14 protein-coding genes are annotated in these 14,690 nt (G+C 61.9%); 8 read left to right on the forward strand and 6 right to left on the reverse strand.

The features are described 5' to 3' along the window. Positions 1-7: 7 nt before the first annotated feature. Positions 8-640, reverse strand: coding sequence for a CoA transferase subunit B (locus ACCQ04_RS17080; RefSeq protein ID WP_184379295.1), 633 nt, complete (start codon positions 638-640; stop codon positions 8-10). Further along, the gene (locus ACCQ04_RS17085) at positions 640-1,371 is read right to left on the reverse strand and encodes a CoA transferase subunit A (protein WP_226427462.1); all 732 of its coding nucleotides are present in this window, start codon (positions 1,369-1,371) and stop codon (positions 640-642) included. Before ACCQ04_RS17085 ends, ACCQ04_RS17080 begins: the two co-directional genes overlap by 1 nt. A 134-nt stretch (positions 1,372-1,505) precedes the next feature. Between ACCQ04_RS17085 and ACCQ04_RS17090 the strand changes: the two genes are divergently transcribed. Together ACCQ04_RS17090 and ACCQ04_RS17095 are read left to right on the forward strand one after the other, a co-directional pair. Next, positions 1,506-2,852, forward strand: coding sequence for a phosphohexomutase domain-containing protein (locus ACCQ04_RS17090; protein WP_024938344.1), 1,347 nt, complete (start codon positions 1,506-1,508; stop codon positions 2,850-2,852). 45 nt (positions 2,853-2,897) lie between these two features. After that, entirely contained in the window at positions 2,898-4,301 is a 1,404-nt protein-coding gene (locus ACCQ04_RS17095) for a mannose-1-phosphate guanylyltransferase/mannose-6-phosphate isomerase (RefSeq protein ID WP_024938345.1), read from the forward strand. Between the two features lie 115 nt (positions 4,302-4,416). On the opposite strand, the gene rfbD is transcribed toward ACCQ04_RS17095, so the two are convergent. The 4 genes from rfbD to rfbB all read right to left on the reverse strand — a co-directional run bounded on the left by rfbD (position 4,417) and on the right by rfbB (position 7,882). Next, positions 4,417-5,325, reverse strand: a complete 909-nt coding sequence (rfbD, locus tag ACCQ04_RS17100; RefSeq protein ID WP_226427463.1) for a dTDP-4-dehydrorhamnose reductase — start codon at positions 5,323-5,325, stop codon at positions 4,417-4,419. Beyond that, complete coding sequence (rfbC, locus tag ACCQ04_RS17105) at positions 5,322-5,879, reverse strand: dTDP-4-dehydrorhamnose 3,5-epimerase (protein WP_226427464.1); 558 nt, start codon at positions 5,877-5,879, stop codon at positions 5,322-5,324. The genes rfbD and rfbC overlap by 4 nt, the downstream gene beginning before the upstream one ends. Continuing rightward, positions 5,876-6,763: a glucose-1-phosphate thymidylyltransferase RfbA gene (rfbA, locus tag ACCQ04_RS17110; RefSeq protein ID WP_226427465.1), complete on the reverse strand. Its 888-nt coding sequence runs from the start codon at positions 6,761-6,763 to the stop codon at positions 5,876-5,878. Before rfbA ends, rfbC begins: the two co-directional genes overlap by 4 nt. Before the next feature lie 63 nt (positions 6,764-6,826). Next, positions 6,827-7,882 (reverse strand): dTDP-glucose 4,6-dehydratase, encoded by a 1,056-nt coding sequence (rfbB, locus tag ACCQ04_RS17115; RefSeq protein ID WP_226427466.1) that lies wholly within the window; start codon positions 7,880-7,882, stop codon positions 6,827-6,829. A gap of 228 nt (positions 7,883-8,110) precedes the next feature. Between rfbB and ACCQ04_RS17120 the strand changes: the two genes are divergently transcribed. From ACCQ04_RS17120 to ACCQ04_RS17145, 6 genes are all read left to right on the forward strand, one after another. Beyond that, positions 8,111-8,857 (forward strand): electron transfer flavoprotein subunit beta/FixA family protein, encoded by a 747-nt coding sequence (locus ACCQ04_RS17120; protein WP_039525367.1) that lies wholly within the window; start codon positions 8,111-8,113, stop codon positions 8,855-8,857. Further along, entirely contained in the window at positions 8,857-9,801 is a 945-nt protein-coding gene (locus ACCQ04_RS17125; RefSeq protein ID WP_226427467.1) for an electron transfer flavoprotein subunit alpha/FixB family protein, read from the forward strand. The genes ACCQ04_RS17120 and ACCQ04_RS17125 overlap by 1 nt, the downstream gene beginning before the upstream one ends. A gap of 209 nt (positions 9,802-10,010) precedes the next feature. After that, the gene (locus ACCQ04_RS17130; RefSeq protein WP_226427468.1) at positions 10,011-10,709 is read left to right on the forward strand and encodes an NAD-dependent epimerase/dehydratase family protein; all 699 of its coding nucleotides are present in this window, start codon (positions 10,011-10,013) and stop codon (positions 10,707-10,709) included. Further along, a complete protein-coding gene (locus tag ACCQ04_RS17135) occupies positions 10,699-11,649 on the forward strand; it encodes a glycosyltransferase family 2 protein (protein WP_226427469.1) in 951 nt (316 codons plus the stop codon). Before ACCQ04_RS17130 ends, ACCQ04_RS17135 begins: the two co-directional genes overlap by 11 nt. Continuing rightward, complete coding sequence (locus ACCQ04_RS17140; protein WP_164739457.1) at positions 11,646-12,062, forward strand: GtrA family protein; 417 nt, start codon at positions 11,646-11,648, stop codon at positions 12,060-12,062. Before ACCQ04_RS17135 ends, ACCQ04_RS17140 begins: the two co-directional genes overlap by 4 nt. 40 nt (positions 12,063-12,102) lie before the next feature. Then, a complete protein-coding gene (locus tag ACCQ04_RS17145; RefSeq protein ID WP_226427470.1) occupies positions 12,103-14,283 on the forward strand; it encodes a hypothetical protein in 2,181 nt (726 codons plus the stop codon). Positions 14,284-14,690: the final 407 nt, after the last annotated feature.

Consider the following 14,690-nt stretch of genomic DNA (forward strand, 5'->3'; position numbering starts at 1 on the left):
CTCACGATTAAAGCGTCAGAATTGTCACACCGGTCTTCTGGCGCAAGTCCTCCAGCGCCACTCCTTCGGCCGCCTCCACCAGCACCAGCCCGCGATCGGTGACGTCGAATACCGCCAGGTCGGTGATGATGCGATCGACCACGCCGACGCCGGTCAATGGCAGGTCGCATTCGCGCAGGATCTTGTGGCTGCCGTCCTTGGCGACATGTTCCATCAGCACGACGACGCGCTTGACGCCGGCCACCAGGTCCATCGCGCCGCCCATGCCCTTGACCATCTTGCCGGGCACCATCCAGTTGGCCAGGTCGCCGCGCTCGGTCACCTGCATCGCACCGAGAATCGCCAGATCGATGTGCCCGCCGCGGATCATCGCAAACGAGTCGTGGCTACCGAAATAACTGGCCCCGGCACGCGCGGTCACTGTCTGCTTGCCGGCGTTGATCAGGTCCGCATCCACCTCGTCCTCGCTGGGAAACGGACCGATGCCGAGCAGGCCGTTCTCCGATTGCAGCCACACGTCCACGCCATCGGGAATGTGGTTGGCCACCAGCGTCGGCAGGCCGATGCCCAGGTTGACGTAGGCACCATCGGTCAACTCGCGCGCCGCACGTGCGGCCATCTGGTCTCTGGTCCAGGCCATCAGTGCTGTCCTTCGCGCACGGTGCGCTGTTCGATGCGTTTTTCCGGGGTGGCGTTGAGTACCAGCCGGTCGACATAGATGCCGGGCAGATGCACCTGGTCCGGATCGATCGCACCCACCTCCACGATCTCCTCGACCTCGGCGACGCAGACGCGACCGACCATGGCGCAGGCCGGGTTGAAGTTGCGCGCGGTCTTGCGGAACACCAGATTGCCGGCCGTATCCGCACGCCAGGCCTTGACCAGCGCGACGTCGGCCTGCAGCGCGGTTTCCATCACGTACTGCTTGCCGTCGAATTGCCGGGTTTCCTTGCCCTGGGCGACGATGGTGCCGTAACCGGTTGCGGTATAGAACGCGGGAATCCCCGCACCGCCCGCGCGCAGGCGCTCGGCCAGCGTGCCTTGCGGGTTGAACTCCAGCTCCAGTTCGCCGGCCAGGTATTGCCGCTCGAATTCCTTGTTCTCGCCCACGTAGGACGAAATCATCTTGCGGATCTGCCGGGTGGCCAATAATTGACCCAGCCCGAATCCATCGACGCCTGCGTTGTTGGAGATCACGGTCAATCCGCCGACCCCGCTCGCGCGCACTGCCGCGATCAGCGCTTCCGGGATTCCACACAGCCCAAAGCCGCCGACCGCCAGGGTCTGGCCATCGGCCAGCACCCCATCCAGCGCCGCCCCGGCATCGGCATAGCGTTTGCCGCTTGCCGCACCACGTCCACCATTGCTCATCACCGCCCTCGCCTCGCTGATGTGAAGCGGCCATTCTAGCCGCTGACTGTTCCCTGTCCCCGATCGCAATTCCGCCACACCCAAGACACGGCACAGCCGCTAAACTCGGAATTCCCCCATCCCAGGAATTGCCCATGACGCTACCCGCCTTCAAGGCCTACGACATCCGCGGCCGCGTGCCGGATGAACTCAACGAGGACTTGGCGCGCCGCATCGGCGTGGCATTGGCGGCGCAGCTGGAGCAAGGGCCCGTGGTCCTGGGCCACGACGTGCGCCTGGCCAGCCCTGGCCTGCAGGAAGCGCTCTCGGCCGGCCTGCGCGCCAGCGGCCGCGAAGTGATCGACATCGGCCTGTGCGGCACCGAGGAGGTCTATTTCCAGACCGATTACCTCAAGGCGGCCGGCGGCGTGATGGTCACCGCCAGCCATAACCCGATGGACTACAACGGCATGAAGCTGGTCCGCGAGCAGGCGCGACCGATCAGCTCCGACACCGGCCTGTTCGCGATCCGCGACACCGTCGCTGCCGATACCGCCGCACCCGGCGAGCCAACCGCAAGCGAGCAGAGCCGCACCGACAAGACCGCCTACCTGGAGCATCTGCTCAGCTACGTGGACCGCAGCACGCTCAAGCCGCTCAAGCTGGTGGTCAACGCCGGCAACGGTGGCGCCGGCCTGATCGTCGACCTGCTTGCACCGCAGCTGCCGTTCGAGTTCATCCGCGTCTTCCACGAACCCGATGGCAACTTTCCCAACGGCATCCCCAACCCGCTGCTGCCGGAAAACCGCGACGCCACCGCCAGGGCGGTCAAGGAACACGGCGCCGACTTCGGTATCGCCTGGGACGGCGACTTCGATCGCTGCTTCTTCTTCGACCACACCGGCCGCTTCATCGAAGGCTATTACCTGGTCGGCCTGTTGGCCCAGGCGATCCTGGCCAAGCAGCCGGGTGGCAAGGTCGTGCACGACCCGCGCCTGACCTGGAACACCGTCGAGATGGTCGAGGACGCCGGCGGCATCCCGGTGCTGTGCAAGAGCGGCCATGCCTTCATCAAGGAAAAGATGCGCAGCGAAAACGCCGTGTATGGCGGTGAGATGAGCGCGCACCACTATTTCCGCGAGTTCGCCTACGCCGACTCCGGCATGATCCCGTGGTTGTTGATCGCCGAGCTGGTGTCGCAGTCCGGTCGTTCGCTGGCGGATCTGGTCGAGGCGCGCATGCAGAAATTCCCCTGCAGCGGCGAGATCAACTTCAAGGTGGACGACGCCAAGGCGGCGGTTGCTCGCGTGATGGATCACTACGGCGATCAGTCACCGGAGCTGGACTATACCGACGGCATCAGTGCCGACTTCGGCCAATGGCGCTTCAACCTGCGCAGCTCCAACACCGAGCCGCTGCTGCGTCTGAACGTGGAAACACGCGGCGATGCCGCCCTGCTGGAAACGCGTACGCAGGAAATTTCCAACCTGCTGCGCGGCTGATTTAACATCTTCCCCCACTTTGACGCATTGGAGTTTCCCCCGCTCATGAGCGACGTCCTTCCGATCATCCTGTCCGGCGGTTCCGGCACGCGCCTGTGGCCGTTGTCGCGCGAATCGTATCCCAAGCAGTTCCTGCCGCTGGTCGGCGAGCACAGCATGCTGCAGGCCACCTGGCTGCGTTCCGCTCCGGTGGCGGCGCATGCCCCCATCGTGGTGGCCAACGAGGAACACCGCTTCATGGCCGCCGAGCAGTTGCAGCAGTTGGGTGTCAAGCCGTCTGCCATCCTGCTCGAGCCCAAGGGCCGTAACACCGCCCCGGCGATTGCTGTAGCCGCCCTGGAAGCCACCCGCAATGGCGACGATCCGCTGTTGCTGGTGCTGCCGTCCGACCACGTGATTCGTGACGAAGCCGCCTTCCAGGCTGCCGTGACCGTCGCGGCAGCTGCCGCAGCGCAGGGCAAGCTGGTCACCTTCGGCATCAAGCCCACCGCGCCCGAAACCGGCTACGGCTACATCAAGGCCGGTGCCGGCACCGGCGCCACCGCAGTCGAGCGCTTCGTCGAAAAGCCCGACCTGGCCACCGCGCAAGGCTATCTGGCCAGCGGCGAGTATTACTGGAACAGCGGCATGTTCCTGTTCCGCGCCTCGCGCTATCTGGAAGAACTGCGCAAGTTCCAGCCCGCCATCGCCGATGCGTGCCAGAAGGCGTGGGAAGGCGGCAAGCGCGACGCCGACTTCACCCGTCTGGACAAGGACGCGTTCGCCTCCAGCCCATCGGATTCGATCGACTATGCGGTGATGGAAAAGACCGCCGATGCAGTGGTGGTGCCGCTGGATGCCGGCTGGAACGATGTCGGGTCGTGGTCGTCACTGCTGGACGTGTCCGAACAGGACGGCCAGGGTAATGCGCACCACGGCGATGTCATCCAGCTGGACTGCAAGAACACCTATGCGTACGGCTCGCGCCTGATCGCCATGGTCGGCCTGGAAGACGTCGTCGTCGTCGAGACGCCGGACGCCGTGCTGGTCGGTCATCGCGATCGCATCCAGGAGGTCAAGGACGTGGTCGGCCAGATCAAGACGGCTGGCCGTTCAGAGGCCACCTGGCATCGCAAGGTCTATCGGCCGTGGGGCGCCTACGATTCGATCGACATGGGCCAGCGCCACCAGGTCAAGCGCATCACCGTCAAACCCGGTGCGGTGCTGAGCCTGCAGATGCATCACCATCGCGCCGAACACTGGATCGTGGTGAGCGGAACCGCCGAAGTCACCCGTGGCGACGAGGTGCTGCTGCTGACCGAAAACCAGAGTACCTACATCCCACTGGGCGTGACCCATCGCCTGCGCAATCCGGGTAAGTTGCCATTGGAGCTGATCGAAGTGCAGTCCGGCAGCTACCTGGGCGAAGACGACATCGTGCGTTTCGAAGACACCTACGGGCGCGCCTGATCGGTCGCTTGCAGGTCCTTCCGACGTATCAGCAAACAGCCGGGGATTCCCGGCTGTTTGTTTTTGCGGCTCATATTGATCAGCGGACCTATCGCCACCGACCAGAGTTGCGGATTTACTCTCTGGCAGCGGCGATTTCGGCAATCACGCGCTGCAGGCCGAGCTGCCAGTCCGGCAACACGATGTCGAACTCGCGCTGCAGTTTGTCGATCGACAGCCGCGAGTACGCCGGCCGCGTTGCGGGCGTCGGATAGTTGGCGGTGGTGATCGGCACCACGCGCGGTGCGCGCGACAACAGGCCTGCGCTGACGGCTTGCTGGAAGATCGCCTCGGCAAAACCATGCCAGCTGGTCTGCCCTGCCGCCGTGAGGTGCCAGGTACCCGACGTGTCGGGGGTGCGTTGGCGCAGCAACTGCGCAGTGACATCGGCAATCAGGGCGGCGGGTGTCGGTGTTCCGACCTGATCGTCCACCACCCGCAGCTCATCGCGCTCGGCACCCACACGCAACATGGTGCGCAGGAAATTTGCGCCGTGCGAGGCGTACACCCATGCCGTGCGCAGAATCAGATGCTGCGTGCCCGAAGCACGGATGGCCTCCTCGCCAGCAAGCTTGGTCTCACCGTAGACGCCCAGTGGCGAGGTCGGCGCGTCTTCCGGATACGGTGCGTGACCTCTACCGTCGAAGACGTAGTCGGTCGAGTAGTGCACCAGCGGAACGTTGCGGGATGCACACCATGCGGCAATGACGCCGGGCGAGATGGCATTTGCGCGCATGGCGCTATCTCGCTCATGTTCGGCGCGATCCACCGCCGTGTAGGCGGCCGCATTGACCACGCGCGACGGGCCGACCCGGTCCAACAAAGCGGCCAGCATTTCCGGCGCGTCGAAATCCGCCGTCTCGCACGCACTTCCATCGGCCAACCGGCCGCTACGCGTCGTTGGCCATACTGCGTCATCGGCTGCCAGTGCGCGCAGCAGTTCCGTCCCGACCTGCCCATTGGCACCAAACAACACCGTGGTCACGGCATGTACACCGGCAGTCGATCGACTGGCACCTCATCCAGGAACGGCGCTTTGGCATCCTTGGCGGACAACACTGGATCGCTGATCGGCCAATCGATCCCGATCGCCGCATCGTTCCAACGCACGCCTGCATCTGCTTCCTTGACGTAAACGTCGGTGCACAGATAGCTGAATAATGCTTTCTCTGAAAGCACGGCAAACCCATGTGCAAAGCCTTCAGGTATCCAGACCTGGCGTCGGTTTTCTGCGCTCAGTAAAACGGCGGTCCAACGCCCGAAGTGGGGAGACCCGGCGCGGATATCCACCGCGACGTCATACACCTCGCCTTCGAGCACGCTCACCAGCTTGCCCTGTGGCCGGGGCCACTGGTAATGCAGACCGCGCAGCACGCCCCTGGCGGACGTGGAGACGTTGCTTTGTACAAAGCTTGTGGGCAGGCCATGCTGTCCGAAGCGCTCTGCATTCCATGTTTCGAAGAAATAACCGCGCGCATCGCCGAAGACCGCAGGCTCGATGACGACGCAGCCGGGCAATGTCGTTTCGAACACGTTCAATGGACGACCCCACGCTTGGCTAATGCAGTCAAATACTTGCCGTAGTCGTTCTTCAACAACGGCGCCGCCAGGCGCTCCAGCTGCTCCGCATCGATCCAGCCCTGACCAAACGCGATTTCTTCCGGGCAGCACACCTGCAGGCCCTGACGCATCTGGATGGTCTCGATGAAATTGGCCGCTTCGTGCAATGACTGATGCGTGCCGGTATCCAGCCATGCGTATCCGCGCCCCAGCGGCTCCAGGTGCAGGTCGCCAGCATCGAGATAGCAGCGATTGAGATCGGTGATTTCCAGCTCGCCACGCGGTGAAGGCTTCAACGCAGCCGCGTAGTCGCTGGCCTTGCCGTCATAGAAATACAAGCCGGTGACGGCATAGTTGGAACGGGGCTTTTCCGGCTTTTCGGCAATGTCGATGACCTTGCCTTGCTGATCGAATTCGGCAACACCGTAGCGCTCCGGGTCGTTGACCCAGTACCCGAAGACGGTTGCACCCTGCTCACGCGCATCGGCGCGGCGCAAGGTATCGGTCAGGCCATGCCCATGGAAGATATTGTCGCCCAACACCAGGCAACTCGGCTTGCCGTCGACAAACTCGCGGCCGATCAGATAGGCCTGCGCCAAACCATCGGGGCTGGGCTGCACGGCATACTGGATATTGACGCCCCACTGGGAACCATCGCCCAGCAGCGTCTGGAACAGCGCCTGCTCGTGCGGCGTGTTGATGATCAGGATGTCGCGGATACCCGCAAGCATCAGCACGCTCAGCGGGTAGTAGATCATCGGCTTGTCGTACACCGGCAACAGCTGCTTGCTGACGCCCTTGGTGATCGGATACAGGCGCGTGCCGGAGCCGCCCGCCAGAATGATGCCTTTACGTTGTGTCATCAGGGATGTCCTGTTGAGGCCCGCACACGCTTACATGCGCGGGCTCTTGCCTAAGGGCTCGCGTTAGGCCGCGGCGCCGATCCGTTCCAGCCGATAGCTGCCATCCAGCACGCCCTGCACCCAGGCCTGGTTGGTCAGGTACCACTCCACCGTCTGCGCGATGCCTTGCTCGAAGGTATAGGCCGGCTCCCAGCCCAGATCGTTCTTCAACTTGGAGGCATCGATCGCGTAGCGACGGTCGTGTCCGGGGCGGTCGGTGACATGGGTGATCTGGCTCGCACGCGGTTTGCCGTCCTCACGCGGGCGATGCTGATCCAGCAGCGCACAGATCGCCTGCACGACCTCGATGTTCTGGCGCTCGGAGTTGCCGCCCACGTTGTAGGTCTCACCGACCTGGCCGTTGGCCAGCACGGTGCGGATCGCCTCGCAGTGGTCGCTGACGAACAGCCAGTCGCGTACCTGCTTGCCATCGCCGTACACCGGCAACGCCTCGCCGGCCAGCGCCTTGGCGATCACCAGCGGAATGAGCTTTTCCGGGAAATGGTACGGGCCGTAGTTGTTCGAGCAATTGGTGGTCAGCACCGGCAGCCCGTAAGTGTGGTGAAACGCGCGTACCAGATGATCCGAGGCGGCCTTGGACGCCGAGTATGGGGAATTGGGCGCATACGGCGTGGTCTCGGTGAACTTGCCGGTCTCGCCCAGCGTGCCATAGACCTCGTCTGTTGACACATGCAGGAACCGGAAGGCCTCGCGACGCGCATCCGGCAGCGCCTTCCAGTAGTCGCGCACGGCCTCGAGCAAGGCCAGGGTACCGACGACGTTGGTCTGGACGAACGCGCCAGGGCCTTCGATCGAGCGATCCACATGGCTTTCGGCGGCGAAGTTCAACACTGCGTCCGGCTGATGTTCCTGCAGCAGACGGGTCACGAGTGCGCCGTCGCCGATATCGCCCTTGACGAAGACATGGTCGGCATTGCCTTCCAGCGACGCCAGCGTGTTCAGGTTCCCCGCATAGGTGAGCGCATCGAGATTAATCACGCGGATCCCGCGTGCAACTGCTTCAAGAACAAAGTTTCCGCCGATAAAGCCGGCACCGCCGGTTACTAGCCAAGTCGCCACTATCTACCCCTCCTGGTCGCGCGCGCTGCGCTGCGTTCTCAAACCACACAGGATATACGGCCGGAGCAATACCGGGGCCTAAGCATTGCCCAAACGATACGCGCAAGTGTTGCGCCGCAGCATCCATACGCCATCGCATGGTGCATGCCGCCCGGTTAGAATGGCCCTACTCCCGAGCCTGCCGCCGCGGCCGGGCCTTCCCGCAACAGCTGAAGGATCTCGTACACGATGAAAATCCTCGTCGCCTACAAGCGCGTGGTGGACTACAACGTCCGCATTCAGGTCAAGCCCGATGGTTCCGGTGTGGTCACCGACGGCGTCAAGCTCTCGCCCAACCCGTTCGACGAAATCGCGCTGGAAGAGGCGTTGCGCCTGCGCGACGCCGGCATCGCCACCGAGGTGGTGGTCGCCACCCTGGCCCCGGCCGATGCGGCCGCGCACCTGCGCAACGGGCTTGCGATGGGCGCCAACCGCGCCATCCACGTGGTCACCGACGCGGCAATCCAGCCGTTGACCGCCGCGCGCACCCTGCTCAAGCTGGTCGAGAAGGAACAGCCGGACCTGGTCATCCTGGGCAAGCAAGCGATCGACGACGACGCCAACCAGACCGGCCAGATGCTGGCCACCTTGTGGGGTCGCCCGCAGGCGACCTTCGCCGGCAAGCTGGTGGTCGCCGATGGCAAGGCCACGGTGACCCGCGAAGTCGATGCCGGCCTGGAGACGCTGGAAGTGGACCTGCCGGCGGTGGTGACGACCGATCTGCGCTTGAACGAGCCGCGCTTCATCAAGTTGCCGGACATCATGAAAGCCAAGAGCAAGCCGCTGGAAACGCTGGCCTTCGCCGATCTCGGCGTCGATGCGCATGACAGTCTCAGCACCACCCACTACGCCGCGCCGTCCAAGCGCAGCCGCGGCGTGATGGTCAAGGACGCCGCCGAGCTGGTGGCCGCACTCAAGCAGAAGGGGTTGCTGTAATGGCCAAGGTTCTCATCGTTGCCGAACATCTCAACGGCCAGCTCAATGCGGCCACTGCCAAGACCCTCAGCGCCGCGCTGGCGGTGTCGGCCGAGTCCATCGACATCGTCGTGCTGGCGGCCGATCCGGCCGCGGTTGCGGCGCAGGCCGCGCAGCTGGCGGGTGTTGCTCGCGTACTGACGGTGGCAAACGCCGCCAACGAACATGCCATCGCGCAGGTGCTGGGGCCGCAGATCGCCCAGCTCGCCGGCCAGGGCTACACCCATGTATTCGGCCCCTCGACCACGTTCGGCAAGGACCTGATGCCGGTGGTTGCCGCGCTGCTGGGTGTCAACCAGGTCTCCGACCTGATGGCGGTCGAAGATGCCTACACCTTCAAGCGCCCGATCTACGCAGGCAATGCGATCATCACGGTGAAAGCGCCGGCCGACCAGATCGTGGTCGCCACCGTGCGCAGCGCCTCCTGGCCGGAAGCGGCAGCCGGCGGCAGTGCGACGGTCGAAGCGGTCACCGTCGATGCCGCGCTGCCCACCCATACCCGCTTCGTCGGCCTGGCCGCAGGCAGCTCCGACCGCCCGGACCTGCAGAGCGCCAAGCGGGTGGTCTCCGGCGGCCGCGGCGTCGGCTCGGCCGAGAACTTCCAGCACATCTACAGCCTGGCCGACAAACTCGGCGCCGCCGTGGGCGCCTCGCGCGCCGCCGTGGACGCCGGCTACGTACCGAACGAGCTGCAGGTCGGCCAGACCGGCAAGATCATCGCCCCCGAGCTGTACGTGGCGATCGGCATCAGCGGGGCGATCCAGCATCTGACCGGCATCAAGGACGCCGGCACGATCGTGGCGATCAACAAGGATCCTGAATCGCCGATCTTCGAGATTGCCGATATCGGGTTGGTGGGGGATTTGTTTGCGCTGTTGCCGGAGCTGGAACAAGCGTTGGGCTAAACGCTACTCTCAAGATTACGATGGCCGCCACTGCTGACGGTATACTGCCCCGTCAGCGTGGCGGCGCCACTACTCGCCACTTTCATGCCTGATGGGGACACGCCGGGGCCGAAGCAAGTGTTGCCCGGGACGATCGTATGGCGTCGGCGGCCTTGTAGTTGTCCAGCGCCGCATGAGGGCAACGTCGATAAATGGGAATTGGTAATTAAGTGATCATCGGTAATGGCCTGCTGGCCAGATCCTTCACAGCAAATAGGCTCGCTGAGCTCAACGCCACGGTATTTGCCTCCGGGGTGTCCAATTCGTCCGAGACCGATCCTGCGGCATTCGAAAGGGAAGCACGTCTGCTGGTCAAGGCCTTGGACGAGGCGCGGGGCCGGTTCGTGTACTTCAGCACGTGCAGCGTGACAGACCCCGATCGCGCAGAAACCCATTACGTCCGCCACAAGCTGAGAATGGAACGACTGATTGCGGAACGGGACGAGTATCTGATTCTGCGCCTGCCTCAAGTCGTTGGACGCACCGACAACCCTCACACTCTGTCCAACTATCTCGCCAGTGGCATCCGCAACGCGGAGCCCTTGCGCATCTGGGTCAAGGCAGTGCGCTGCCTGATCGACGTAGAAGATGTCGCCCGAGTGACACTTCATCTCGTGGAGCGCCGCCTCGAAACCAATGCTGTGCTGGATCTGGCTCCGCCAGAAAACGTCACCCTGCTCGAGCTGGTCTCGATGCTGGAGGCCACGCTGGGCAAAAAGGCAACCATCGATTTTGTGGACCGAGGCGGTGGTGCCATGCCTGATCCGGCGCCATTTGTTCGTTATGCAACCGCCATCGGCATTGATTCCTCTCCCGGATACATCACCAGGCTGATTCGCAAATACTACGGAACGAGCGATGCAACCTGATATTTCCGTCGTCATCCCGGTCTATGGCAGCGCCACCATCCTGCCCACGCTTGCCGAGAAACTCGAGGAGTCGCTGACTGCGCTCACCGACCGATTCGAAGTTGTACTGGTGTACGACTGCAGCCCGGATAATTCCTGGCAGGTCATAACAGGGCTGTGCGCCTCCCGGCCCTGGTTGAAGGGAGTCCGGCTGCGCAAGAACGCGGGGCAGCACAACGCATTAATGGCGGGATTCGGTGTGGCACGCGGCCGTTACATCGTCACCATGGACGACGACCTACAGCACTCCCCGTCCGACATCGGGCGCGTCGTGGCAGAGCTGCGCAGTGGAGCAGATGTTTGCTACGTGCAGTTCAAGAGCCGGCGACACGCTCTCTGGAAACGCCTCGGTAGCCAGTTCAATGACCGCATGGCTTCATGGCTGCTCGCCAAACCCCGCGGGCTGTATCTTTCGCCATTTCGCGGCTTGATCAGCGAAGTTCGTGACGAAATATTGCGCTACGGCGGCCCCTTCGTCTATGTCGATGGCCTTATCGTCCAGAGCACCAGCAATATCACCACCATAGAGGCTGAGCACCACGCCCGAAGCGACGGCAAGTCTGGATACAGCCTGCGCAAATCAATCTCGCTGTGGATGCAGATGGCCACAAGCTTCTCGATCACGCCGTTACGGGTAGCCTCGCTGACAGGCATCGTCTCTTCCGGGCTCGGCTTCCTGTGCGCCATCGTGTTGATCGTGCAGAAGCTGCTTTGGCCACACACCGTCATCGGCTGGACGTCATTGATCGTCGCGGTATTGATCATGGGCGGCATCCAGCTACTCGCGCTGGGCGTGGTGGGCGAGTACGTGGGGCGCGTGCTGCTCAACGTCAGCAATCGTCCCCAATACATCAAGGGCCAACAGCTCAACGTAGGCCAAGAGCAAGAGAACGTGCAGTGATATCGCAGCGTCATCGCGCCCTGGCGGCACGCTTTCTGCGCTTTTGCATCGTTGGCGGCGCCAGTACCGTCGCCTTCAGTGCGCTCACTTGGTTGGCTGTATCAAAGCTCGGCATGCAGCCGACCATGGCGACGGCGCTGTGCTACCTGGTGTTGGTGCCAATCAATTTCGTCGCGCATCGCAACTTTACGTTCGTGTCCTCGGGTCATCTGAGTTCGGAAGGCTTGCGCTTCATTTTGCTGCACAGCTTCAACCTCGCCTTGTCCATCATCGGGATGGGCGTGGCTGTGAACAGTCTGCACTTGCATTACGCGTGGGGCATTGCGTTCTCGGCCGTCGTCGTGCCTGTCGTGGTGTTTCTCGTGATGAATTTCTGGGTCTTCAACCGGGACCGACGTCGCGATCACGTCTAAATCCAACCTACGCCGCAACTGCAACCAAACAAGCCATCGAATGTCCAATCCCGTTATCCGCAACGACGCTTCCCAGCGCACCATGTTGTTCATCGCTTGCTCCACAGCGATCGTCATGCTGCTTTGGCTTCCCTTCGGCTTCAACATGATGGGACATATCGAGGAATGGGATCTTCTGAACCTGTTCACTCGCCACGGCGTGTTCTACGTGGTTGGTGAGGGCGGGCCGCTTCCCAGCCACCGCATGCGGCCTCTCATGTTGTTGCCGAATGCGATCGCGTACCAACTATCGCCAAACTCCTTTTTCGCCATGCATCTGTTGCAGATGCTGGCCTTGTTGTTGAAGGGTGTTTGCGGCGGAATCCTGGGGTGGTGGCTGCTGCGCTCGCGGCTCCATGCCGTGTTGTTGGCGCTGCTGGTGGTCATTTATCCCGCAGATACAATGCAGCTGTCGTTCCGCTCCTTCCATATCAACTGGTCTGTCTTGCTGGCGTTTGCCGGCGTGACAGGGATAGTGCATGCATATGAAAGCCAACTGATGGGCAAGAGCAGGGCGATCCTGGTATCGCTTGTGTCTACCGCAATGTTGGTTGTTGCCACGCTGATCTATGAAGTGGCATTGGCATACGCCATCTTGCCTCTGCTGTTGCTCTGGTGCCGATTGGGATTGGTGGAGACGGTCAGACTTCCCCTCCGTCGCTGGTATGTTTCGCTGGTCTGGTGCATAGGCATATTGGCTTGTTTGGCCTACATCTACTACGTTGCCAAGACTGGCTCGACCTACCAAGGGCATCTGTTAGAGAGCCAGGCGGGCGGCATTGCCCTGCTTAAAGAGCGCGCCCTCGTGATGTTTTACACAGGCATCGGCCGAAGCGTAGTGGGCGGTTGGATCGACGCCGGAAGGATTCTCTTCGTCGAGTACCGCAGCTTCTGGTATCTGTCGGCCATTGCTTTGATGGCGTTGGCTCTGCTCCTCTACATACGCGAACCCTTTTCCGCACCAACCCCGGAAAAGCAAATCGGCGTGCGTTGGTCGCTACGGGTGCTCTTTACCGGCGTGGCATTTGCCGCCGTCGGCTATCTTCCCTTTCTTGCATCACCGGCGCATACCAGCATCAGTCAACGCACCTTCCTCTTCGCGACTCCAGGCGGAGCATTGGCCACGGTGGCTCTGGTCATGCTGTTTTCTGGAGCCCGTCGAACCCTGGCAATGTTGTTCGGCACCGTATTGATCGTACTGGGCATGGCGGCACAAATGTTCCAGTTCCATCACTACTCACAGATTTCTGATACAGAACGCAAAGTCCTCCAGGACGTAGCTGTAAGCCTGCCGGATATCGCCAACGACCGCGATCTTCTCATTCTTGATGGCTCCCACCTTATCAACAGCGTGTGGATGCTCCGGGAAAACATGATGAACGCGCTAACCTATTTGTACGGCAAGCCGATCGACGTGGTACAGATCTGCAATCAACCTGAGAACGACTGGCAACACACAGATGAAAGAGGCCGCACCGGCCGATGCGCAGAATACCCTGACCATTGGGAGTTCAGTTCAGGCCCATCCATTGATGGGCCAGACTATACGTCGCCGCCGCAAAGCGTTCTGTATCGCGCAGACAAGAGCAGGACGCAGATTGTGCGCATTCCCGAAGAGGGCGTTGTACCGCTGAGTAGTGCGCGTAAAGACGAGCTTTCGTTGCGCAACGACGCCCTTTCGCGGCGCTATCGCGCCATGCTTGCTCCCTCCCCCTGGCTTCTGGCTTTCGATCAATTTCGCCACAGGGACCAAGAGACCAGCTTCAGGTGGGATTTCGGCCGCTGGTGGAATTTGGACGTGCCTGCGCCGGGACGCGGATGGCAGGATGCCCAGTGGCAACATGAAGGACCTATAGAACATGGTTCATTCTCGTGGACCGTCGTTGAGAATCCATGGCTTCAATTCCAGCTGAAACCAACTGGCCGGGTTTATCGAGTTCGGGGAAAGGTCATGTCCATCGCCCCCGGCATACACCCTGAGAAGCTCGCGATTTCAGTGAACGGCCATGTGGTCCCGGTTCGCTGGCTCACTTCTAATGAGTTTTATGGAGAATTGCCCTCGTCCTTCCTGAAGGATGGCAATAACAGGGCTACCTTCCTGCTTCCAGTCGATAATCACTCTTCTGGATTCGGCATGGCGTTCGACTGGATCAAATTCGCTCCGATCGAGTCGACTGACTAACCTAACGAAATATGCATCGCTTCAGCACAACTGGCATACGGAATTCAAAATGATTGCCATCAATCGCGACATTAAGGCTGCACTACTAGCTTCCGTCTTATGCCTGTTACTTCCTGGCTGTACGGCAAGAGAGACCGAGTCCCCCCTGGATGCTGCTTCAACCAGGCCCGCGGTTATTTCCGCAGGTGATAGGATAGGTCCTGCTGACCTGAGGCCATTTCTGACAAATGGCTGGTCAACAGATGAACCCTTCGGAGTATGGTCCGTCGGCGAGGATGCAGGCCTTTTAATGCGGATGGAAACGTCGGCAAACGCAGGCGCTCGACTGGTCATGCAGGCTGGTGGCCTTTGGGCTCCACGACGCCAATCCATGGATGTTGGTATTCGTGTGAATGGTGGCAACTGGC

This window comes from Xanthomonas sp. NCPPB 2866 (assembly GCF_041475745.2).
GTDB lineage: Bacteria > Pseudomonadota > Gammaproteobacteria > Xanthomonadales > Xanthomonadaceae > Xanthomonas > Xanthomonas arboricola.

Excerpts from the sequence above, each read along its gene's own strand:
- rfbA (WP_226427465.1), bottom strand. The coding sequence starts at position 6,763 with ATGACACAACGTAAAGGCATCATTCTGGCGGGCGGCTCCGGCACGCGC.
- ACCQ04_RS17085 (WP_226427462.1), bottom strand. The coding sequence starts at position 1,371 with ATGAGCAATGGTGGACGTGGTGCGGCAAGCGGCAAACGCTATGCCGAT.
- ACCQ04_RS17145 (WP_226427470.1), top strand. The coding sequence starts at position 12,103 with ATGTCCAATCCCGTTATCCGCAACGACGCTTCCCAGCGCACCATGTTG.
- ACCQ04_RS17135 (WP_226427469.1), top strand. The coding sequence starts at position 10,699 with ATGCAACCTGATATTTCCGTCGTCATCCCGGTCTATGGCAGCGCCACC.
- ACCQ04_RS17095 (WP_024938345.1), top strand. The coding sequence starts at position 2,898 with ATGAGCGACGTCCTTCCGATCATCCTGTCCGGCGGTTCCGGCACGCGC.
- ACCQ04_RS17080 (WP_184379295.1), bottom strand. The coding sequence starts at position 640 with ATGGCCTGGACCAGAGACCAGATGGCCGCACGTGCGGCGCGCGAGTTG.
- ACCQ04_RS17125 (WP_226427467.1), top strand. The coding sequence starts at position 8,857 with ATGGCCAAGGTTCTCATCGTTGCCGAACATCTCAACGGCCAGCTCAAT.
- ACCQ04_RS17090 (WP_024938344.1), top strand. The coding sequence starts at position 1,506 with ATGACGCTACCCGCCTTCAAGGCCTACGACATCCGCGGCCGCGTGCCG.
- ACCQ04_RS17120 (WP_039525367.1), top strand. The coding sequence starts at position 8,111 with ATGAAAATCCTCGTCGCCTACAAGCGCGTGGTGGACTACAACGTCCGC.